This window comes from Gammaproteobacteria bacterium (assembly GCA_016716465.1).
Taxonomy (GTDB): Bacteria; Pseudomonadota; Gammaproteobacteria; order SZUA-140; family SZUA-140; genus JADJWH01.
Genome location: JADJWH010000007.1, coordinates 136,822 through 160,330, shown reverse-complemented (window position 1 = coordinate 160,330; position 23,509 = coordinate 136,822). Strand labels below are relative to the sequence as shown.

20 protein-coding genes are annotated in these 23,509 nt (G+C 55.7%); 4 read left to right on the top strand and 16 right to left on the bottom strand.

Features of this window, described 5'->3' with window-relative positions; genetic code table 11:
• Positions 1–34 precede the first annotated feature (34 nt).
• The 16 genes from IPM20_13985 to IPM20_13910 form a co-directional block, all read right to left on the bottom strand.
• Positions 35–844 (bottom strand): sulfotransferase domain-containing protein, encoded by an 810-nt coding sequence (locus tag IPM20_13985; protein MBK9132722.1) that lies wholly within the window; start codon positions 842–844, stop codon positions 35–37.
• Between the two features lie 93 nt (positions 845–937).
• A complete protein-coding gene (locus IPM20_13980; GenBank protein ID MBK9132721.1) occupies positions 938–1,675 on the bottom strand; it encodes an SDR family NAD(P)-dependent oxidoreductase in 738 nt (245 codons plus the stop codon).
• Positions 1,672–2,976, bottom strand: a complete 1,305-nt coding sequence (locus tag IPM20_13975; GenBank protein MBK9132720.1) for a DUF4910 domain-containing protein — start codon at positions 2,974–2,976, stop codon at positions 1,672–1,674. Before IPM20_13975 ends, IPM20_13980 begins: the two co-directional genes overlap by 4 nt.
• Positions 2,977–3,033: 57 nt before the next feature.
• Positions 3,034–4,389 (bottom strand): ATP-binding cassette domain-containing protein, encoded by a 1,356-nt coding sequence (locus IPM20_13970; GenBank protein ID MBK9132719.1) that lies wholly within the window; start codon positions 4,387–4,389, stop codon positions 3,034–3,036.
• 36 nt (positions 4,390–4,425) lie between these two features.
• Positions 4,426–5,265, bottom strand: a complete 840-nt coding sequence (locus IPM20_13965; GenBank protein ID MBK9132718.1) for an ABC transporter permease — start codon at positions 5,263–5,265, stop codon at positions 4,426–4,428.
• A gap of 23 nt (positions 5,266–5,288) precedes the next feature.
• Positions 5,289–5,834 carry a dTDP-4-dehydrorhamnose 3,5-epimerase gene (gene rfbC / locus IPM20_13960; GenBank protein MBK9132717.1) on the bottom strand — a complete coding sequence of 182 codons (546 nt, stop codon included), beginning with the start codon at positions 5,832–5,834 and terminating at the stop codon, positions 5,289–5,291.
• Complete coding sequence (locus IPM20_13955) at positions 5,831–7,072, bottom strand: class I SAM-dependent methyltransferase (protein ID MBK9132716.1); 1,242 nt, start codon at positions 7,070–7,072, stop codon at positions 5,831–5,833. Before IPM20_13955 ends, rfbC begins: the two co-directional genes overlap by 4 nt.
• A 23-nt stretch (positions 7,073–7,095) precedes the next feature.
• Positions 7,096–8,139: an SDR family oxidoreductase gene (locus IPM20_13950; GenBank protein ID MBK9132715.1), complete on the bottom strand. Its 1,044-nt coding sequence runs from the start codon at positions 8,137–8,139 to the stop codon at positions 7,096–7,098.
• Positions 8,140–8,155: 16 nt separating this feature from the next.
• Complete coding sequence (gene lhgO, locus IPM20_13945; GenBank protein MBK9132714.1) at positions 8,156–9,454, bottom strand: L-2-hydroxyglutarate oxidase; 1,299 nt, start codon at positions 9,452–9,454, stop codon at positions 8,156–8,158.
• A complete protein-coding gene (rfbF, locus tag IPM20_13940; protein MBK9132713.1) occupies positions 9,360–10,127 on the bottom strand; it encodes a glucose-1-phosphate cytidylyltransferase in 768 nt (255 codons plus the stop codon). The genes lhgO and rfbF overlap by 95 nt, the downstream gene beginning before the upstream one ends.
• 99 nt (positions 10,128–10,226) lie before the next feature.
• Positions 10,227–11,132 (bottom strand): AAA family ATPase, encoded by a 906-nt coding sequence (locus IPM20_13935; protein MBK9132712.1) that lies wholly within the window; start codon positions 11,130–11,132, stop codon positions 10,227–10,229.
• A gap of 17 nt (positions 11,133–11,149) precedes the next feature.
• Positions 11,150–11,941, bottom strand: coding sequence for a CpsD/CapB family tyrosine-protein kinase (locus tag IPM20_13930; GenBank protein MBK9132711.1), 792 nt, complete (start codon positions 11,939–11,941; stop codon positions 11,150–11,152).
• Positions 11,942–12,026: 85 nt separating this feature from the next.
• Entirely contained in the window at positions 12,027–13,715 is a 1,689-nt protein-coding gene (locus IPM20_13925; protein ID MBK9132710.1) for a lipopolysaccharide biosynthesis protein, read from the bottom strand.
• Between the two features lie 84 nt (positions 13,716–13,799).
• A complete protein-coding gene (locus IPM20_13920; protein MBK9132709.1) occupies positions 13,800–14,957 on the bottom strand; it encodes an outer membrane beta-barrel protein in 1,158 nt (385 codons plus the stop codon).
• A 164-nt stretch (positions 14,958–15,121) separates the two neighbouring features.
• Positions 15,122–15,739: a polysaccharide biosynthesis/export family protein gene (locus IPM20_13915; GenBank protein ID MBK9132708.1), complete on the bottom strand. Its 618-nt coding sequence runs from the start codon at positions 15,737–15,739 to the stop codon at positions 15,122–15,124.
• A gap of 299 nt (positions 15,740–16,038) precedes the next feature.
• Positions 16,039–17,484 carry an undecaprenyl-phosphate glucose phosphotransferase gene (locus tag IPM20_13910; GenBank protein MBK9132707.1) on the bottom strand — a complete coding sequence of 482 codons (1,446 nt, stop codon included), beginning with the start codon at positions 17,482–17,484 and terminating at the stop codon, positions 16,039–16,041.
• A 667-nt stretch (positions 17,485–18,151) separates the two neighbouring features.
• Here IPM20_13910 and IPM20_13905 point away from each other — a divergent pair.
• The 4 genes from IPM20_13905 to IPM20_13890 all read left to right on the top strand — a co-directional run bounded on the left by IPM20_13905 (position 18,152) and on the right by IPM20_13890 (position 23,390).
• The gene (locus IPM20_13905) at positions 18,152–19,486 is read left to right on the top strand and encodes a UDP-glucose/GDP-mannose dehydrogenase family protein (GenBank protein MBK9132706.1); all 1,335 of its coding nucleotides are present in this window, start codon (positions 18,152–18,154) and stop codon (positions 19,484–19,486) included.
• A 132-nt stretch (positions 19,487–19,618) separates the two neighbouring features.
• A complete protein-coding gene (tviB, locus tag IPM20_13900) occupies positions 19,619–20,896 on the top strand; it encodes a Vi polysaccharide biosynthesis UDP-N-acetylglucosamine C-6 dehydrogenase TviB (protein ID MBK9132705.1) in 1,278 nt (425 codons plus the stop codon).
• Positions 20,897–21,080: 184 nt separating this feature from the next.
• On the top strand, positions 21,081–22,088 hold the full coding sequence (locus tag IPM20_13895) for an NAD-dependent epimerase (GenBank protein ID MBK9132704.1): 1,008 nt from the start codon (positions 21,081–21,083) through the stop codon (positions 22,086–22,088).
• A 171-nt stretch (positions 22,089–22,259) separates the two neighbouring features.
• A complete protein-coding gene (locus tag IPM20_13890; protein ID MBK9132703.1) occupies positions 22,260–23,390 on the top strand; it encodes a hypothetical protein in 1,131 nt (376 codons plus the stop codon).
• Positions 23,391–23,509: the final 119 nt, after the last annotated feature.

Sequence of the window (23,509 nt, the reverse complement as noted above, 5' to 3'; positions counted from 1 at the left end):
AATGGCACCAACCATACGGAGCAAATTTATAGCATCAATTCCAGCCGAAATCGACTCCCAGATAGTCGTAGAGCTGCTCGTTACTCGCCCGGAAATATTCCACGAGCCCCTGCCGTGTGTCAGACCGCAGGGCCGATTCAGCGCCCGCATTGAACGTGTCATAAGCGCTAAGATCATGGTGCTCCAGGCCCAGAAACCGGGTGACCTGCAGATAAGACTCCGCCGGGTTGGCAAAAAAATCCTCGCTTTTCAGGACCAGCATCTGCTCGCGAGGAAAATATTCGCGCCAGCGCCGGATCTGGTCGACATAGATCCCGCGCCTCAGGTAAGAAAACAGTTTGCACGCTTCGCTGGAGTAGTACTCATCGGCCATCATCCGCTCCATTTCCCCGGCCAGCCGCTGTGGCTCCGCGGCTATCGCCTCCTCGAAACTCAGCGACTCGACACCCAGCTTGACGTGATAACGATAGTGCGAATAGGCGCGATCGACGGGATTGCGCAGCATGAGGATGATCCTGGCGCGTGGATGACGCGCCCTGATCCGTCGGGCGGCATGGGGATGGAAGATGTAATACGGGGTTGCCTCTCCGGTCAGGATACGCGTATGCAACTCCAGCATGCGGCGCAGCTTGTGGTATCGGGTCGGAAAGCGCTTGCTGTACCACGCTTCGCCTCTATAGAAATTTTCACTGAAATAGTGAATCTCCTTTTCCACCGCCGGAAGCACCGCTGGATGACGGGCGAGATAATTGTAGAGCGAAGTGGTGCCGCCTTTCTGGACCCCGATGATGAAAAAATCCGGCGCGGCATGGCCGAGAATCCCGAGCAGATTACTGGGCTTCACGCCGCACCTCCGCCGGTACCTGGCCCCCTGTCACACCGGCGCCGGATCCGGACGCGCCAAGAGAGGATGCGGCCACTCCATCCATCGCGCCATTCAACCCTTCTGAAAGGGGCGAATCGAGATATCGGTGATCTCGGCGGTGAGGGGGGCCATAAGGGCGTGAAGAATCGCCTCCGCGACATCGTCCGGTTGCAGCAGAACATTCGACCGGTAAGGCTTGCCCTCCCGCTCATGGAGTTGCTCCTGCATGGCCGTCGCGGTACGGCCGGGGTAGACGCTGATGACCCGCACCCCATCCGCATTGACCTCATCCCGCAGGCTGTCGGCCAGCGCCGTCAAGGCATATTTACTGGCGGCGTAGGCTGCCATACCGCCCCTCGCCTTCTGCTGGGCCGCACTTGAGTTCACGAATACCACCTGCCCCTTCCGGGCACGGATCGCGGAGAGCAGCCCCTGGGTCAGCAGGAATGGCGCCCGAACGTTGATGAAATACTGCGCATCGAAATCCTCAGTCTTCGCGCTCGCATACTCGGCCGGAACGATCAGGCCGGCGCAGTGGACCAACAGATCGATAGCAGGCTGATCGCGCAGAAGGCTCTCGCAGGCACGCCGCACACCGGTAACGTCCGCAAGATCCACCGCCTGAAAGGCGGTACGCAGCCCAGGATGCCCGGTCGCCACTTGCGCGAGGAGACCCTCACATCGAGCCCGCTCGCGACCGAGCAGGCACAGATTGACGCCTTCCCGAGCCAGCGCCAGCGCAACACTCCTGCCGATGCCGCCGGTGGCACCGGTGATGACCGCGGTCTTTCCCGAAAGCGGGCCCATCATACCTTGGCCAACAGCCCAGCACCCGCCAGCGCAGCGGCAGCGGCGGCGACCTCATCGAACGGCACGCCGGATCGTTCCGAGATATCCAGCAGACTGTGTTTGCCGTCAGACAGGTTGAGGACCCATAAGAGGGTCATGGTCTTCACGGGCTTTTTGTCCTCCGCCCCGATACCGCCGTATAGACCTCTCTTCCCGAGTTGGGGCTCACATTTCGGACTGAGATTGCGGTAGGTGTAATTGTTTTCCAGCGCATCGACGATCTGGCAATACTTGTCAAAGGAATCGGCCAGATTGACTGGTTTGACAAATGACAGATTATCCGCCGAGGTATGGTATTCAGGGTATTCGCCATGGGTCGTTCTGGACAGACTGCCGACGGCGAGATTGAACCCGGGCGAACAGTACTGACGCTCGTCATATCCATAGGGATAGAAATCAATCACCTTGTAGGGCTTACCCGAATTTTTCAGTATATTCAAAACGATTCGATCGATCTCGCTATCCGCCTGGCGGCTTTTCTTATACGTGAAGTCACCGTCGTCGCCGACGCAGACCACCACCAGTCCGTGCTTGATGCGCCCGACCATGGCTTCGTTCAGGCTCAGCCAGGCAATCGACCCTATCGTACCGGGGATAAAGAGAAATCGGTAGGAGTATCTCGTAGTTCTACCGGACAGCCAGCGTGCAAGTTGCGCGGCGAGAGCTATCCCGGAAAGATTGTCGTTACAGAGCGAGGGATGGCACACATGGCAGGAGAACAGTACCTCCTCCGTGGACTCTCCCGGCTTGTAGTACTCGCCATAGGTCATATGACCGGCCTTCAGATCGGAATCGATCACAACCTCGTATTCCGGTTCCGTCAGGCTCAGGAATTGATTATGGCTGACGCAAAACCCCCAGTTTTCGCTGTAATACGAGGTGCGGTAGGGAATCCAGTCCGGCCGGTCGGGAAGGGTGTACAGGTGTTTCTTCAATTCCTCATTCGATACCCGCGCACGTATCGGCGTACTGTAATTCAACACATGCAGATTGTTGTCCCGGAAGTCGATCACCTTCCGGCCGCGGGAATCCATGATGTAGGCATCGCGGATGTTCCATTCCTTCGGAATCGTCCAGTCGAATACCTGCGTCCCGGTTTCGACTTCGTGGATCTCGATCGAAAGCCGCTCTCTCAGGAGAGCGAGTGTCTCCCGCACGCCGTCACCGGTGATGCTGCGACAAATCGGGAACAATTGCCGGACAAGTCCGTACATGTCATCGCCCACGGAGGGCACATTGGCAGAGAAGTCCATATCGTCCATATCATTCGATCCTGCATTGCCGATTCTGCCGGCAGCGCGGCCCCGCGGCCGGCACACTCAAGCGGTTGAGCGCCGCCCTGGTATCTCCACGATTTCGGACTCCCAGCTCAACATCGGTCTGATGACCCCTTTGATATTCCTCGCATAGTCCCCTCGCGCCGACTCCGCGCCTTCATGCCGGCTGTCCATTACCTGGAACGAGATGGCGTCCCGGGCAATGAATTGCGGTATATCCGGTTGCAGTGTCGTTAGCGCGGGAGACACATACAGCAAGCCCTCAGACAGCAGGTTCGCCGGAATCCAGCCACGGCAAATATAGCGGCCTTTCGGGCGCTGTTTTCCGCGCCACTGCGGATCCTGGTCCAAGGCCGCGAACAGGCGCACGCCTTCGTCATTGAAGACATGAAAATGTGGCATCAGGATATATCCCGGCTCGATCACCTCAAATTCAATCTCGATCGCGATCGGCTGAGTAATCTTCATCGCGCTCGATATTTTGCGGTCGGCATCCAGGGCTCGCACGGCAAGCAACCGCGCCACTTTACCTGCGGGTGCCGTGCCCGGATCGTCCCATTGTTTGTGTGATGGCGATCCCTGGCCAGATCCCAGATAGGCGCTCACCACGTCATGCGTCAAACCATCCTTCAGCACGGTACCCTGATTCAGCAGTATCGCTCGATGGCACAATCGGGTGATCGCGGGCATGCTGTGGGAGACGAAGAGAACCGTGCGGCCGCCTTCGCCGACATCCTGCATCTTGTTCATGCATTTCTTCTGAAATGCCGCGTCACCCACCGCCAGCACCTCATCAATGATCAGGATCTCGGGCTCCAGATGGGCTGCCACCGAAAAAGCCAGGCGGACGCGCATGCCGCTGGAATAGCGCTTCACCGGAGTATCAAGGAAACGCTCGACGCCGGAGAACTCGACGATTTCATCGAATTTCCGGTCAATTTCCTTCTTTCTCATCCCCAGAACGGTGCCATTGAGATAGATATTTTCCCTGCCCGTCAGCTCATTATGGAAACCGGTGCCGACCTCGAGCAGGCTGGATACCCGGCCTCTGATTTCGATCGAGCCGCGTGTGGGCGGGGTGATTCGCGACAGGATTTTGAGCAGGGTGGATTTGCCAGCGCCGTTGGTGCCGATTATCCCCAGGACCTCCCCGCGTTTGACCTCGAATGAAACGCTTCTGAGCGCCCACAGGATATCCGACGGCTCGCTCGACGGATCGTCCGGGCCGGCGGAGTCGTCGAATTTATGAAGCGAACGATAGTATCGATAGTTCTTGAGGGGGCTTTTGATGAAATCGAGCATGGCCGCCCCGAAGGTATCGTGCATGGCGTCTTCCAGGCCAAGACGGAACCGCTTGGCGACTTTCTCGACCCTGATAGCGATCTCTTCTGAGTTCATAGGCATGATGTGTCAACTCTGCTGCAGCGGAATACATTACATAACATCGACAAATATCCGCTCGATACGCTTGAAGTAAAAGGCGCCCCCAACGAACAGTAGAACGGCCGTGAACATGCCGGGCAGTATGAATTGCCAGGGCATATCGGCGCCGAGGAGACAGGCTCTATACCCCTCGATCACTCCCACAATGGGATTCAATGAATATACAAACCGGTAATTCTCCGGGATCGATGCCGCCGAATATACGATCGGAGCGCTGTACATGAGCATCTGGACAACATAGTGCATGATGAATTTTATGTCGCGGTAACGTATCGCCATCGCGGACATCCACATGCCGATACCCGCCGGAACCATCATCATCATCAGGATGAATAGGGGCAAATAGAGCAACTGCCAGGTGGGCGCGACCTTGTAGTACACCATGATCGCCAACAGTAGCAACAGCGATATCCCGAAATTCAACATTTTCGAAATGACCGGTGTTAACGGATAGAGCAGACGCGGGAAGTAAATCTTACCCAGCATGTTATGGTTCGAAATCAGGCTTTGACTGGACTGAAGCATGACCGTGGACATATATGTCCACGGGATGATCGCAACGGTCGTAAACAGCGTATACGGTATCCCGTCCGTGCTGATCTTGGCCACCTTGCCGAAGATTATCGAGAAGATAAGTATCTGGACCAGCGGCGTTATGATCGCCCAAATGAACCCGAGGACGGTCTGGGCATGCTGAACCGTGATATCGCGCCACACCAGGTTATACGCCAGGTCGCGGTACCTGATGATCTCGCCGAGGTCGATCATCTTCCAGCCGCTGTCCGGCTTGATGATCAGAACGGGAATATTATCGGATTGTTCCTTAGCCATCGTGATAGAACTCTCGCTTTGTATCAACGCCCTGAATGACCTGTAAAGTCAGGCCAGGTTCTGTCGCGCTCGGAAATCAACCGTGGCGCCGCAGGTGGCCATTCGATATCAAATCCCGCATCATCCCATCGCACGCCGCGCGCCGATTCCGGATGGTATGACTCGGTCATCTGATAAAACACTTCCGTCGAATCCACCAGCGTCTGAAAACCGTGCGCGAATCCACCCGGTATATACAGCATGTTTCTCTCATCCTCCGAAAGCACAAGCCCGAAATGGCGCCCATAGGTAGAGGACGAAGGCCGCAGATCGATTATCACATCGAAAATCGACCCGCGTGTACATCTGACCAGTTTCACCTCTTCATGGGGGGCTATCTGATAATGCATCCCCCGAAGAGTACCCTTCATCTTGTTGAACGATATATTGCATTGCTCAAGGCCGGTCTCTAGACCATGCTCTCCAAACTCCCTGCGGCACCAGCTACGCGCAAAAAATCCTCTGTCATCCTCGATCTTCTCCGGCTCGATGATGAAGGCGCCAGCGAGTTCCGTCTCACGGAATATCATGGATAAACCTTCACCTCCGGAATCGGCACGACGAATTTTCCACCCCACTCGCGTATGTGCTGCATCTGCTTCATGATCTCGTCCTTCAGATTCCAGGGCAGAATCAGGACATAGTCGGGGCGGGTCTCCCTGATCTTGTCAGGCGCGTGAATCGGCACGCGTGTTCCCGGCAGATAAAGCCCCTGCTTGTGCGGGCTGAGGTCAACCGTATAATCGATGAAATCGGAACGGATCCCGCAATAATTCAACAGCGTGTTCCCCTTGGCAGGGGCGCCATAACCGACGACCGATTTACCGTCACGCTTGGCCTCGATCAAAAATTCCAGAAGTTTCCGCTTGGTTTCCTTGACCTGCTCGCTGAAGCTGCTGTAAGTGCCAGGCTGGTCAAATCCCTGGCGCAATTCTTCGGCCCTGAGTTTAGTTACGCTCTCCCCCACTAAATGCCCGGAACCGGCATCATGGCACGCATAGATCCTGAGCGAACCTCCGTGAGTCGGCAGTTCCTTGACATCAAAAATGGTCAGGCCATGTTTGGCAAAGACCTTCTCGACCGTAATGAAAGAGAAATAGGAAAAATGCTCATGGTAAATGGTATCGAACTGATTCTCCTTCATCAGCCGAAGCAGATGCGGGAATTCCATCGTGATGACACCGCGCGGACTGAGCAGGATCTTGAGCCCGCCGACGAAATCGTTCAGATCAGGGACGTGCGCCAATACATTGTTGCCGATCAGAAGATCCGCGCGGGTACCCTGATCGACAAGCTCGGATGCGGTCCGGGTGCCAAAGAATTTCACGACCGCGGGTATGCCCGCCTGCTGCGCGACCATGGCCACGTTCTCCGCCGGCTCTATACCCAGCACCGGGACGCCGGCCTCCTTGAAATTCCTCAACAGGTAACCGTCATTGCTCGCGATTTCCACCACCTGCCATTTCGCATCAATACCAAAGCGCTTCATGGTCTCCAGCGAGTAATCCCTGGCGTGCTTCAGCCAGCTCTCTGAATAGGAGGAAAAATAGGCATAGTCGCCGAAGATCTCCGACGGGCTCTGGAATTCCTCGAGCTGAACCAGAAAACATGACTCGCACACATAGGCATGAAGGGGATAGAACGGCTCCATGCAATGCAACGCGTCGGGTTTGACATAGGAATTCGCCACCGGCGACATGCCGAGATCGGCGAATGTGCGCCGCAGGCCTGCTCCACAGAAGCGGCACGACAAGTTTGCGCTAGACATAGGTTACCCTGCTCTCTTTGTTGTCACGACCAGCGCAGCTGCCTGGTCAATCTGCCGCGATCGAGGTGCTCCTGCAGCACCTTCAGCCGCATGAAGGACGACTGCCTGAAATTGGCATCCTTGAAATGCATTGCCGTCAGACCTTCCTTCAGCCCCGTAATCGCCCCGCGCAGATCAACCTGGGGCTGATAAGCGGACGCCAGCCTGGAAAACAGGTCGAAATTGACCTGATATGAGCGCTTGTCGGGGGCGGCATCCTTGTTGATGGTCACTTCAACCCCGGGAATCTCGCGCGCAACCGCCTCGGCGAGGGCCCTGACCTGGTAGTTCCAGACATTGCTGCCGACATTGAGCGCAATGAAACCGCCGCCATTGTCAACCGGCCGGGTCGCGGCCCAGTCGATCGCGCGCGCCATATCCTGCACCGTGATCAGCGGACGCCAGGGGGTGCCGTCGCTCAGAATCACGATCTTCTTCGCCGCGACCGCGTTTGCCACGAAATCATTCAGGACGAGGTCCAGTCTCAGCCTCTGGCTCATACCGCAGGCCGTGGCAAAGCGCAGGCTGGTTACGATGAATGACTCGCTGGCAAGCTCTTGCAGGTCTTTCTCAGAGTAGACCTTGGATTTCGCGTAAGCGGTCAGCGGATTCAACTCCGCGTCCTCGGCCCTCGCTCCGCCCTCGGCGAACCCGTAGACGCTGCAGCTGGAAGCAAAAACGAAGCGCCGGACACCGGCCTTCCTGGCCTTTTCCGCCAGCGCGACGGTGGCCCGGTGATTGATCTCCAGGGTAACCTCCTCAAAGGCATTCCCCATGGGATCATTCGAGATCGCGGCCAGGTGTACGATGGCATCGACCCCGGACAACATCTCTACCCCGACGTCCCGCACATCCATGAAGTACTGAACATCGAGGTCGCACTCCGGCAAGGTATCCGCCGCCGTGAGGCAATGGGCGAAATAGCCCATGTCCAGTCCAATCAGCCTCGCCTTCGGATAGCTCGATCTGAGCTGTTTCACGACGACGGGACCCACGTAACCCATATTTCCGGTAATCAAGATATTCATGTTATTTCCAACCCGCTCAATGCAATAATCTATCAATCTCGTTACATACATGTTCCGAAAACGGAATGGAACAGGTAAACGCCGGCGACACGGCGTTGAGGACATGCAGTGACTTCGCATCGCCCTCGATCACGAAGTCCATCTCCAGTTTTTTTGTCCTGTGGTCCAGGAGCTGGGCCCGGATGCCGGGCTTGGCCCACCGCCTGTATCGGCCGGAGTCGACGCCTTCTACAAGGACAGAAGCGAGTTCGACCATCCGGGAGCGAGAATATTTCCTGATCTCCTCCATGGCGAGCTTCTTGAAATCGAAATTAGAGCGCGCGAACAGCCCCAATTGACGGTAGACGATCTCGAAAAATTCCCGCGAACTGAAATTCTCCAGACCTTGATACTGCTCGCGCCAAAGCACCGGGATGGCGGTCGGCCCGATTTTCACGTCGTTGTTTACCGTCAACGTATAGTGGACGCCCAGAAATGGGTTTCTCAGGTCCGGGACAGGGTAGATATTGGTGCGAATCGAACCCCTGGGTTCATCCGAATAGAGGTATAGCCCCTTGAAGGGCAGGATGCTGTAGTGCTGGGAGAAGCCGAAATCTTTCGCGACCTTATCCGCGTAGAGCCCGGCGGCGTTGATGACATAACCCGCGCCGTAGCGGCCCGCGGACGTCATGACGGATCCGTTTTCCGCCTTCAGATAGCCGACCCCCGTATGTATCTCGACCCCCTCTTGCGCGGCATCCTCGGCCATCCGGCGCATGACTTCCGTTGGGTCCACGGACGCCGTGGTGGGGGAATACAACGCCCTGCCGCAGGTCTTCACTCGAGGTTCAATGGACCGGGCATCGGACTCGGAGAGCTCGTCCAGTGGCACCCCATTGGCCCGCCCTCTTTTCAGGAGCTCGTCCATCTGGGGCAGATCCTCCTCGTCCCGCGCCACGACCAGTTTTCCACAGGCGTTGATCCTGATGCCTCTGTCGCGACAGTACTCAGTCATAGCGATGTTACCCATGCGAGTAAAGCGCGCCTTCAGGCTGTCAGGGCTATAGTAGAACCCGGCGTGCAGGACTCCGCTATTGCGTCCGCTGGCGTGCAAACCGCAGCCCGGCTCCTTCTCGAGCACGACAACCCGGGAATCGGGATATCGGCGCTTCATGGTGCGGGCGATATTGACCCCAATGACCCCTCCGCCGATTACAAGAAAATCCGTATTGATCACAAATTTACCAGATCTTCCATGGAGCCTTGCCGGTATTCCACAGCTCTTCCAGACGGTTTTTGTCGCGCTGGGTATCCATCGAATACCAGAAGCCCTCATGGCGGTAGGCCGATAGATTACCCTCGCGGGTCAGGCGCTGCATGGGTTCACGCTCCCACATCACCTCATCCTGTTCGATGTAGTCGATCGCCTTGGGCGAAAGCACGAAGAATCCACCATTGATCCATCCGCCTTCATGAGGCTTTTCCTCAAAACTCTTGATAACGGAATCCTGATCGAAATCCAGGGCACCGAACCGATGGGGGGGTTGTACCGTCGTCAGGGTCGCCAGCCTGCCCCGGCTCTTGTGAAAGGCGATCAAGCGGGTGATATCGACGTTACTGACACCGTCACCGTAGGTGAAACAAAAATCCTCATCACCGATGTAGGCCCGCACCCGTCGCAGACGCCCACCCGTCCCCGAGTTGTCTCCCGTGTTCACGAGGGTCACCCGCCATGGGTCCGTTCCATTCTGGTGCATCTCCATGCGGTTATTCTTCAGGTCAAAGGTGACATCGGAGGAGTGCAGTACGTAATTGGCGAAATATTCCTTGATCACGTACCCCTTATAGCCACAACAGATGATGAAATCGTGGATGCCATGACTCGAGTAAATCTTCATGATATGCCACAGGATCGGTTTGCCACCGATCTCCACCATGGGCTTTGGCTTCAGCTGTGTCTCCTCGCTGATACGGGTACCCAGTCCTCCAGCCAAGATCACGACCTTCATTGATGCACTCCTGATGAGTCTGTTGTCCTGCGAAACGGGATGGTACGGAGGATATATCGATCAAGCGCAATATCGAGGGAGATCCCTAGCCGGAACCGGTTATTCAGCACCGCCGCCCTGATTCTTGCTCTTCGCCGCGTGGATATCGAGAACCACACTGCGCTCTTCCTGGTCGCCCTCCCACACCGGCAGGATCCCGCCTACGCTCCTGTCTCGTACCACATCATGAATAAGATCGGCATCAATCCTGGATTTTTGATCGGCATAGCCACAGATCAAGGCGGTATCGCACAGAACGTTAATGAGCCTGGGTATTCCCCTCGTATAGTAATAAACCGAGACACATGCGGCAGCCTCGAAGAGATCCGGATCTCCACCCGCCACCGTCAGGCGGTGCCGGATGTAATCACTTGTCGATTGCATATCGAGAGGGCGCAGGTGAAAATCCACCGCGATACGCTGCGCGAACTGTTCCAGCTCGGGCTGCCTGAGCATGTCGCGCAGACCGGGCTGGCCAATCAACATCAACTGCAGGATCTGGTCCTTGCCCGCGTTGATATTGGATAACATGCGCAACTGTTCGAGCGACTCGATATCAAGGTTCTGCGCCTCGTCGATGATCAGAATGGTGCGGTGCCCAAGGTCATATTCGCGCAGAAGGAACTCGGACAATGTCTGGTACAGCTCGACCTTCTCCTTGCCTCGGTATTCGAGCTTGAAGGCCAGCAGGATCCACTGCAGCAATTCACCGAACGAGCGGTGGGTATTGGAAACGAGCCCGACCTTGTAATTCTCGTTATTCTCGATCTGACCCATGAGGCGGCGGATCAGCGTGGTTTTGCCGGAGCCGATTTCTCCGGTAATCACCGTAAATCCGGCCTGATTCATGAATCCATATTCCAGCATGGCCAACGCCATGCGATGATTCCTGCTCATGTACAGGAAACCCGGATCAGGCAACAGGGAAAAAGGCTTTTCCCTCAGTTTGTAAAACGATTCGTACATAAAATTGGCCGGGCAGTTCAGTAACCGTAATACTGTTGAACGGCTTCCGGGGTCTTATTGAGCACGGTGCCGACTATATTTGAATCCTTGAGCAATTCGGCCGCCTTGCCGACGTCTTTGGCGGGACTCCTGCCTTCCTCGATCACGAGCAGAAAGGCGTTTATATGGGGAGCAACGACCAGTACATCGTCCGCCGCGAGGATGGGGGGCAGGTCAAAGATCACCACGCGCGAGGGGAAATACCGCTTTATCTCATTCATCAGCTGCACCATCCTGCCCGAGGACAGGATCTCGGATGAATTTGCAAACGAGGCGCAACCCGGCAATACCGCGAATCTCTCGATTCCGATGTCGACTAGTATCTTGCCGAGGGACATACCGGAGAGCAGGAAATCACTGATCCCGTATTCGGGACGAAACCCCAGGTACCTGTGAACACTGGGTCTCCGCATATCGAGATCGACCAGGACCACCTTGCGGCCGATTTCCATCCTGGCCAGACTTATTGCCAGATTGGTTGCCGTCAGCGTTTTGCCTTCCCCGGGGTTGGCACTGGTCACTCCAAGGCTATGCCAGCCGTTGGTGCGCATCTGATGCCATACGCGCGTCCGCAGGACTTTATAGGCATGGGCATAATCACCAGCCTCACTCCCTAGGAAAATACGGTTCTGGCGCAATAGCTCCTGCGAAACCTCGATACGGGAAATCTCGCTCGCGTCCTGTGTATTGCCAATGAGGACATCGCCTGGCTGGAGGGCCGTTTCCTTTTCCTGCCGCGTTCGTTCAACCGCCTTGGTAATCCGGTCCATGAACATCATCCACCCACGCAAGCCAGGATGCCGGGCTGACAATCATATGATTTTACAGAATAATTTCCCATCATGATGGTCTCGATCACAGATTATCCGCTGACATGAACAAAGCCTTTATGGCCAAAACCCCAAGAATCAATACGGTAAGAATAATCGTACCGACCAACAGCATACGGCGCTGGGGATGTCCTTCCTCTCCATCGGCCTTGAAGTACGGTATTGTAGCTATCGGCGGAGAACCGAGCAGAACTGAGACACCGCGGGAGCCGCGCACCGTCTGATCCATATATTCGGCAACCGAAGCGACGCCGAGCCCAATTACCATCGCCAACACGGTTCCGAGCAACAGGATCCCGATCCGATTCGGCTGGTATGGCTCACTTGGAATGATAGGAGGATCTATGAGCGAGAACCGCTCGCCTTTCTGATCCTTTTCAAGCTGTTCCGAGACCTGTGCCTCAAGCAATTTCTGCTTGATCTCATGGTATTTCTGCACCGCATTGTCGTATTCGCGGCGCATGGCGACGCCCTCTTGCTCGACGCGCGGCATCTGAACGATGCGATCCTCGTATTCAGCCAGTTTGGCCTTCAAGCGATCCGTCTTTTCCTGCGCCGTTCTAAGGCCGATTTTTATCGCCTCGAGCTGGGTCTTGGTGGCGACATAGGCCGGATTATCGGGCTGGAATCCGTCTGTCGAGATAAGACCACCCGACGTCGAGTTCCTCAACTCGTCATTCAGGTTCGCCAGAGACTTCTTTAACGCAATGATATCGGGGTGATCATCGGAATATTTCTGACGAGCCGACGCCAGCTCGGACTGGAGCTGCAAGATCTGCGCTTCGATACCTTTTCTGTTGGTACCGCTACCCGTCTGCGCCTTGAGCACCTCGATCTCGCGCCGCAGATTGACGATGTCGGGGTGATCGGGGGCGTAGATCGACGAGGCGCGCAACAACTGCATCTGCAAGGATCTGAGCCGGCCCTCCGGGCTGTCGCCGGTATTGGGTTCCAGTTGCGCGAGTTGAGACTCGAGAAAGACCTTGCGCTCCTCCAGGGAGGATATTTCACGTCGTGTATCTTCCAGCTCCCGCTCAGTACGCTCGATCAGATTCATGTTAAGCGTCATCAGCTCCGGCATCTGGCCGACATTCTTCTCCTTGAAGCTGGCCAGCACGGCCTCCAGCTCGGTGATATGAGCGCTCAGCCTGCTGGCTTCCTCGGACAGGAAGCTGGAGGTTTCCGAGGCCATCTGCTCCCGGATTCGTATGTTCTCCTCCAGATACAGCGAGACCAATTCGTCAACCACCTCTTTCGCGGCTGTCGCTTCGCTGTAATAAAAGGAAAGATCAAAGGCGATAGTAGCCTTGCTCTGTCGGCCGCTTCTGGGATCGACGATATCGGCGCTCACCATTTCGACTTCGATGTTTTGCCGTATGTGCGGCAGGATGATATCGATATTCCCGGAACGTCTTTCCTCGGGGAAAAGATCGTACTTTTCGACGATCGACCACAGATTCTCGCGCGTCATCACCCGCTGGCTGATCGTCTGGATCCGCTCTGCCGCGTAACTCGTGACCGTGGACCGCACGAGGTCCTGCGGAATATCCTGCTGTTCGATCAGGATAGTCGCCGTGGAACGATATACCGGCGGCAGGCCGAAGGCGATGGCAACGGCGATCGCGAACACGGCCAGCATGGGGATGAGCAACTGCGCCTTACGCCTGCGCAGCACATCCACATAATCGCCAATATCGAGGCCTGAACGTTCCATAATTACACTACTCCAAACACGGACTAGGGCATACTCGAGCCAGAATCCGCCCAGGTGCCGCCCATTCTACAACATTAATTTCCATCAACGCGAAACCGCCATCCTCGGCCAGGCATAGTTGACGGCCAGATATATCGCGTTGCTGCTTGCCGCCTCGTCATCATCCCGATACTTCTGCCACCGGTAACGATAGGAGCCGTCCATGCTCCATTCCCTGCCCAGCTTCCAGCGAAAGCCCGGCTCGACATCATAATGAGTCCGGTCCGACGCGGCCCTGTTGAAATCGACGGATTGATTCCTGAACGCGGTTGCCCAGAGTGAAACGGACAATTTCTGCGAAAGATCATGGGACATGTCCCAGCTCAGGCTGTCACTCAGCACAAGCGAGCCGATACCGCTCGGCTGAAAGTTCTCGCTGGCGGTTATGCGGTAGGTTGTCAACTCGGAGAGGTTTCCGCTCAGACTGGCATTTATCAACGCCCCGGTTGTTTCCACGTCCGAATTGTCGACGGTTGATATGGCGGACCGAACCCCCACGCCCACCTGCATCGTCAGCATCGGCGAGAATTCGTGCCTGAATCCCGCGCTCAGGCTGTAATCGTCGGTGTCGGTACCTTCTCCGGAGGTGGTATATCGTCCGGCGCCGGCAGTAGCCGTTATGTTTGACCGCTCGGACAGCCTGCGGATCACGGTAAGTTCGGCGCTCTGACGAAGATAATCCGTCAGCACCTCGCTACCGTCTCCGCTATACGTAGTGTCATTGAACATGTACCGCATATCGATCGACATAACCTCAGACAGGGTATATCTCCAGCTTGGGCGCAGCAGAAGACGATTGCGCCTCACCTGAGTCCGCACCAGACCGGCATCGACATCACCTGCTAGCTGCCCGTCATCGTCATCGCTGGAGGTATCCGTAACCGTCGCGAACGTGGTGTCACGCTTATATGATCCGGACAATCCAAACCTGCTCAGCCGGGTAGCGGTACGACCTGAAAACGTCAATAACTGGATATTCGTGTCCTGAACGCTTTCCTCTGAATAGCGGTTGAATATCAGCCTGCCACCGATTCCGTACGAACTGGCGGCACTGCGCTTGCTTAAATCCAAGAGGGGCGATATGGAGCTGCCCCATACTGAGATCGGGTTATCGACGCTCAAATTGATATTGTCATCATGCGATGCCCGCATCTGCACTGATGGCGTCACCGCCCACTGATCCGCCTGGATTGGAAATGACATGAATAATACCGGTATAACCAGGACAATCCGGGCACACCGCCATGTCAAACTCCCACCGCGACCTCCCATGCGCTCCCCAAACATCAACCTTCTACCCGATGGCACGTGAATAAGCCCCACTCAGATGGCCAAGGCCGCCCCCGCGCATGAGATACGATTCGGCATCAGGGAACAACAACCACATCACCACGCCTCAGGATGATGTTCTGCTTGAGATCGGTCCCTGATTTTACTTTGGCGTACTCGAACGGAATGGCGATCTCGACGCCATTCTCGCGACGCAATATCCTTATCTTGTTTTCGGCGGCATATGCGGTCAATCCGCCCGCCAACGCCAAGGCCTGAACGACGTCCAGATAATGACCCACCTGGTATTGACCGGAGTTCTTCACTTCACCAATCACGTATATTTTGTAGGAGGCGACTTTCTCAACCACCACGGTCACTACCGGCTCGGGGATATATTTCTTCAACCGCTGCGTTATTTCCTTCTGAATTTCCTCCGCGGGGCGGGCCGCGGCGGGAATCTCGCCTATCAATGGAAATGAGATCTTTCCATCCGGCCTCACCACAACCTTGCGTTGCAGCGTATCTTCCTTCCATACGCTTATGTCCAACAGATCATCCGGACCGATCAGGTAATCTCCGCTGAGCTCACCGGCGACTATCGTCCGCTCCTGAGTAAATCCGGGGCTTGCCAGACCCAGCATCACGCACAGGAACACCACCGTCCATGTGCCAACTCTCCGGTAGCGCGACTCTCTTACCCATTCAGCACGCATAATATCCACCTGTCACAAGCTGTGTTTTGACATAATAAAGCAACAAATGAGCCAGTAGGCCGGGGCGTCATTAAAAGATATCCTGGGAAGATTCGGTGCTTTCCGTTCCGGAACCAGGCATCCAGATCGGCACGAGACTGGATGTCAATCGAGAAGACCCACAGGCTCAAGATCTTCTTCCGCTCGGAAGCGAGTCGACAGAAGAGAAATCTGGCCCAGTCCTTGGCTTACCGCACGCACTCCCTCCGTGCAGGAGGCTTGTCGCTTATCGATACAAAGCGAACCCGCACGCTTTAGAATCAATAAACGTTCTTACCGGAAAATCCTTTAAATACCGTCAAGAATATGATCTTGAAGTCCAGCCATAACGACCAGTTCTTAATATAGTCGAGATCGTATTCGATGCGCATTTCCATCTTGTCCAAGGTATCCGTTTCCCCTCGCCAACCATTGATCTGGGCCAGCCCGGTAATACCCGGCTTGACCTTGTGGCGCAGCATATACCCATTGATCAGCTTGCGGTATTCCTCATTATGAATCACCGCATGAGGACGCGGCCCGACGATGGACATGCTGCCCTGAAGCACATTGATGAACTGAGGCAGTTCGTCCAGGGATGTCCTTCGCAGATAGGCGCCGAAGGCAGTGATGCGGCTATCGGATTGCTGGGCCTGTTTGACCTCGCCCTCGGTTTCACACACCGTCATGCTGCGGAATTTCCACACCTCGATCCTGTTTCCGCGCAAGCCGTACCGGTTCTGTTTGTACAACACGGGACCGGGAGACGACAATTTGACACCCAGCGCAATGATCAGCATCGGGATGCTGATCAACGTGAGAATGACGCTGGACAGCACGATGTCTTCCAGACGCTTGATCCAACCGTCCACACCATTGAAAGGCGTCTCATGAATGCTGACGATGGGGAACTGACCGATGTTGCTGAGCCCGGCGTTCATAAGATTATAGACGAAGAAATCCGGCACCAGATGCACCGAAACCGTGGTATCCGATAGCTGGGTGAGCAATTTCTTGATCCGCTCTTCGGCGCGCATCGGCAGGGTGATATAAATGGCGTCGATCTTGCCTTCCCGCGCATGCTTGACCAGCGCACCGAGATCACCGACCACTTTGACCGGTTCATTGACCAATGGGCGGTTCCCCGCCGGTTTTCTGTCGTCATAAAAGCCGACCGGCATCAATCCCATCCATTTCGAGTCGAGGATGGTTCGGGCGAACTCCGCACCCAGATCACGCGCGCCGACAATGGCGACCTTGCAGGTATTGAATCCATTGCGGCGCAACACCCCCAGGGAATAGTGAATAAAGCTGCGCCAGGCGATCAGCACCATCGGCGCGATGGTTATCCAGGTCAGGATGACACGTCGCGAGAACTCCTCCGAGCTCTTCGTGGCGTACCCGATCAGCAACAGGACAAGCAGCACCCCCATCCAGACCAGGCATAACTGAACCATCTCCTGAAAAATAGACGCCCCGCGCCGCACACGGTAGATATCCATGAACTGACCGATGACGAAGAACAGACCCATGGCCAGGATTGCCGTCAGAGTGTAGCGATAGTCTCCGACCTCGCTGAAAAACCAAATGACAGCCCACAGGGATACCCCTACCAGTAGGGCATCGATGAAACGCAGGAGCGTGGAAATATCATAGTGATGACCGCGAATGACTCCCCTGAAGGAACGGAAGTTGCCCTCCGATGCCTTCTTCAAAACAGGAAACATCTCAGCCCTGCTCATGGTATGCTCCCGATACGCAATGAGGGCAAAATGTACTGTGGGGAATAGCGGAGATTACAACACATCTGGCTAGGATAATCATGTGTTCTTCAGTATATCGGCGTTTTTAACCACATCTTTTCAAGATATTTACAACACCAGGTTACCCGGGTGAGGTTACACCTTTATTACCTCCTTGTTCGCATAGCGTCATTTCCTTGACTCGCGAATTATAGCAACTACCATTCCATAGTGCTAAATCAATTTTAATACCATGTTTTTAAACAAATAATTTTATATAGGGATTCCTCCTACATCTTCTTGCCAGACAACCCTTCAAGGAAACGCCCCGTTTTAGCGCAGAAAATATCAAAATCAGGGCAAAATTGATCGTCTTATCGCGCCAAACTTCTCCGCCCGGCCTCATCATTCCCGGCTTAGCCACCACATCCCCTCCGGCATCACAACCCGGCGACGGCAGTGGTAACGATAAGGCGCTATCCTCCATACTCAGTGACCATAACGAACCACCACTTCAACCATCCGCTATCCGATCCGATAACATTTACGCACGTGATTCGGGTAGAACGCTCCGACATGGCTACGTTATGATAGCGCCCACAATTAAATTCATATTTCCATTATCGCCACGCAGAGTTATTGAGCACATCTCATGAAAATTACTATTTTTGGTTCGGGTTACGTCGGCCTCGTCACAGGCACCTGCCTGGCGGAGGTCGGCAACGACGTACTCTGCGTCGACATCGACACGCGGAAGATCGCCAAGCTCAAACAGGGGCAGATCCCCATCTACGAGCCGGGCCTCGATGATCTGGTCCACAACAACCTGAAGGCCGGCAGGCTGAACTTCACGACGGATGTCGCGGAAGGCGTGGCGCATGGCCTGTTCCAGTTCATCGCCGTCGGCACACCGCCCGGTGAGGATGGCTCCGCCGACCTGCAATATGTCCTGGAGGTGGCCCGCGGCATCGGTCGGCATATGAGCGAGTATCGCGTCATCGTCAACAAATCAACGGTCCCCGTGGGCACCGCGGACAAAGTAAAGGCTGCGGTCCTAAAGGAACAGGAGGCGCGCCGGATCGACATTGAATTCGATGTCGTTTCCAACCCTGAGTTCCTCAAGGAAGGTGCGGCCATCGATGACTTCATGCGGCCGGACCGCATCATCGTCGGCACCGACAATCCCCGCACGACCGAACTCCTGCGCGCACTGTACGCCCCCTTCAACCGGAATCACGAGCGCATCATCCGCATGGACATCCGCTCGGCCGAGCTCACCAAGTATGCCGCCAACGCGATGCTCGCGACCAAGATCAGTTTCATGAACGAGTTGTCCAACATGGCGGAACGCCTGGGGGCGGACATCGAGCAGGTGCGTATCGGCATCGGCTCCGATCCGCGCATCGGCTATCACTTCATCTACCCCGGGGTCGGCTACGGCGGCTCGTGCTTCCCCAAGGACGTCAAGGCACTGGAACACACCGCCCAGCAGATCGGCTACTCGGCTGAACTGCTGCGCGCGGTCGAGGCCGTGAACGACCGCCAGAAGCAGACCCTGTATCGCAAGATCGACCGGCACTTCGGCGGCGACCTGAAGGGCAAGGTCATCGCGTTGTGGGGGCTCGCATTCAAGCCCAACACCGATGACATGCGCGAGGCGCCGAGCCGCGTGCTGATGGAGGCACTCTGGGCCGCCGGCGCCAGCGTGCGCGCCTACGATCCCGAAGCCATGCAGGAAACCCGGCACATCTATGGCGACCACACTGGGCTCACCTTGTGCGAATCGCAGGATGACGCCATCCAGGGCGCGGACGCCCTGGCTATCGTCACTGAATGGAATACCTTCCGCAGCCCGGACTTCAAGAGACTGAAGAACACCCTGAGAAACACGGTCATTTTCGATGGGCGAAATCTCTATAATCCAGACATCGTAAAACAGGCCGGTTTGAAATATTACTCAATCGGCCGGGGCGAGCAGCCGTTATAATGGGATGGAGCGTGATGGGTTATGGGTGATGAAAACATTTGCTCTTAGTCACCCATTACCCATCACGTATCACCAGAGTCTGATACCTGACATTCTTGTAACATCCGCAACTGACTATTACCGAGATACCCCATGTTGAACCTCAACGATATCCGCATCGGCGTCATCGGCCTGGGCTACGTCGGCCTTCCGCTGGCCGTGGCCCTGGGCGCACATTTCCCCACTGTCGGATTCGATATCAACCGACGCCGTATCAGCGAGCTTCGGGAGGGGCGGGACAACACCCTCGAGGTCAGCCCGGAAGAACTGGCCAATATCCCAAAACTGACCTACAGCGACAACGCGGAAGGCATCGCCTCATGTAATTTCTTCATCGTCACCGTCCCGACGCCGATCGACGCCTACAAACGTCCGGATCTCACTCCTCTGGTCTCCGCGAGCAACACTGTCGGCAAGGTGCTCAAAAAGGGGGATGTAGTCGTCTACGAATCCACCGTATATCCGGGCTGCACGGAAGAGATCTGCGTGCCCCTGCTGGAAAAGAGCTCGGGTCTGGTATTCAACCGGGACTTCTTTGCCGGTTACAGCCCGGAACGCATCAATCCCGGCGACAAGCAGCATCGTCTCGCAACCATCGCCAAAGTCACTTCGGGCTCGACCCCGGAGGCGGCCGACCTCGTAAACGCCGTATATGCGCGCGTCATCACAGCCGGCACACACAAGGCGAGCAGCATCCGCGTGGCGGAAGCCGCGAAGGTCATCGAAAATACGCAACGTGATGTCAACATTGCCCTGATCAATGAGCTCGCGCTGATCTTCAACCGGCTTGGCATCGATACGCTGGAAGTGCTGGAAGCAGCCGGCACCAAATGGAACTTCCTGCCCTTCCGGCCCGGGCTCGTCGGCGGCCACTGTATCGGCGTCGATCCTTACTATCTGACCCACAAGGCGCAGGAAATCGGTTACCACCCCGAGGTGATCCTCGCTGGCCGTCGCATCAACGACAATATGGGCGGTTATGTTGCCGGTCGCGTAATGCGACTGATGACCGAGCGCCGCATACCGATGGCTGACTCAAGAATCCTTATCCTCGGTTTCGCGTTCAAGGAAAATTGCCCGGACCTACGCAACACGCGTGTCGTCGACATTGCGGCTGAACTGAAGGGATACCACGCCCAAGTCGACATCCACGACCCGTGGATCAATGCTGAGGAAGCTGAACATGAATACGGCATCCGTCCCATCGTCAGCCCGGGCCCCGGCAGTTATGACGCTGTAATTCTTGCAGTCGCACACCAGCAGTTCCGTGATCTCGGCATCGCCGGTATCCGTCGCCTGGGCAAACCGAACGCGGTGGTTTACGATGTAAAATCCCTGTTCCCGGCGGACCAGGTGGATGGGCGTCTCTAAGACGCAGGACTGATGCCTTAGGATTAAGAAAAGATCGGGGCGTGATGGGTAATGGGTTGGGTGATGATAACGAGGATAAGCCGTGATGATACGGTATCAATCACCTCATTACTCATCACTCATCACATTCGAATCAATCCTTACCCCAGGTCTACCGCCCTGATTCTTCAAGAAGAGATATGACATGAAAGTCCTTATTACCGGTACCGCGGGCTTCATTGGCTCCACCTTGGCGCAGCGTCTTCTGGAGCGCGGTGACGAAGTTATCGGCGTCGATAACGTCAACGATTACTATGACGTGAATCTCAAGTTCGCGCGGTTGGCGCGACTGAATCAGCACGACCGCTTCACCGACGTGCGGGTGAGCCTGGAGGACCAGGAAGCCATGACCGATACGTTCAAGACCCATCGGCCGCAGCGGGTCGTGAATCTGGCCGCCCAGGCCGGCGTGCGCTATTCACTGATCAATCCACGGGCCTATATCGACAGCAATCTGGTCGGATTCACCAACATCCTCGAAGGCTGCCGCCATTACCAAGTGGAACACCTGGTCTATGCCTCCAGCAGCTCGGTCTACGGAGCGAACACCAGGATGCCGTTTTCCGTCCACGACAACGTGGACCACCCGGTCAGCCTCTACGCCGCCAGCAAGAAGGCGAACGAGCTGATGGCACACACATACAGTCATCTGTTCCAAATCCCCACCACCGGGCTGCGCTTCTTCACCGTCTACGGACCGTGGGGACGGCCCGACATGGCGCTGTTCCTGTTCACCCGCAATATCCTCGCCGGCAAGCCGATCGACGTGTTCAACTACGGGAAATGCCGGCGCGATTTCACCTATATCGATGACATCGTCGAAGGCGTGATCAGAACCCTGGACAAGATCCCGGAGCCGAACCCCCGCTGGAGCGGTGATCAGCCGGACCCGGGTACCAGCCTGGCCCCGTATCGGCTCTATAACATCGGGAACAACAATCCCGTCGAGCTGATGCACTTCATCGAGACCATCGAACGCTGCCTGGGCCGGACGGCGGAAAAGAACCTGCTGCCGCTACAGCCGGGCGACGTGCCGGCGACCTATGCGGATGTTGACGATCTGATGCGCGACGTCGGCTTCAAGCCGGCGACCTCGATCGAGCAGGGTATAGAGAAATTCATCACGTGGTATCGCGAGTACTATAAGGTTTAATAAAGCAACATCCGCGCCCCCTTTCAGTAACCGCCCCCGCATTCTTCCGGGAAACCGCCCATCAAGATCAAGATTGATCCATTTTTTACTAGTTCTTTCTGGCTAGATCTCATGCAGGCGGTCATAACAAAGAACTAGTACCCTTGTCTTCGTGGGGATTCCGCCACATGATTGACGCAGCATGAGGGTGATCTCGCGCACGACCAAAAGACTCGCGAACTCACCAAATATACTTTCCTGGAATTCAGAGGGGCTGCGGCTATGGAGACGGGGACAGAAGCAATAACACTGGCCTATCTGATCCTGGCTCATGCTCATCCCGGGCACCTGGCAAGAATGATCGACAGGCTCGATCATGACTCCGTCGAGTTTTTCATTCATATCGACAAGAGATCAGACATCACTCCTTTTACAAAACTGCTCGGGGAAAACAGAAAAGTTCATTTCATCAGGGAGCGGTACAAAATATTCTGGAGAGGATATAGCCAGATACTGGCGACAATTGCCCTGATGAAGGCCGCGCTGCGTTGCCGGGCACGATACTACGTACTTCTCAGCGGAATGGACTACCCACTGGCCAGAACTGAAGAAATCATTCGATTCTTCCAGGACAAGAACACCCAATATCTTCATTATTTCCCATTGCGCGACACCGAACATTTTCCAAACTGGCTCCGAAAGATCCAGCACTATTACTTCTGGGATTCGGTCCTGACAAATCCCCGGCAGGGCATAAAATCGGTCCGGCATCGATACAAGCGGTTCATACAAAATGAACTCCTATCCCGCATGCGGCCCAGGAAATATTTCGATGATCTGCAACCTTACGGTGGATCGCAATGGTGGATGCTCACCCACGACTGCGTCAAATACTGCCTAGAATTTATAGCACGCAGGGCAGATTTCTCGCTGTTCTATCGTTACACTGACGCACCGGATGAAATGTTTTTCCAGACCATCGTACTGAACTCTCCCTTTAAGGAGGACGCCATCCATTTCAGAGAATATCGCGACAACTACCAAGCCCTCGCGGAAAACGTCCTCAAGCGGCCCTTGGGGTCCTCCCGCTTCAATTACCGGTACATCAACTGGTATGCCCCGGAACGGGGATTCCCCGCTACGCTGATCGATTCGGATTTCGATGAGATGAGAGGGTCAAAAGCCCTGTTCGCGAGAAAATTCGATCCTCTGGTATCGCGGTCACTGCTGGAAAGAATAGACACGGAACTCCTTCAGATATCCCCTCTGGAATATTTCAATTCGGGCATCGCCCGGCAACCCGAACTGCTCGATGCGGTATAGCGGAAAAGCGTCCATATGGACATGATGGATACAAAAAAAGGGCGGAACCAAGTCCGCCCTTGACATACAAGCGCGGCGAACCCATATGTTCGCCGCCTCATACATGACATCTGTCCGGT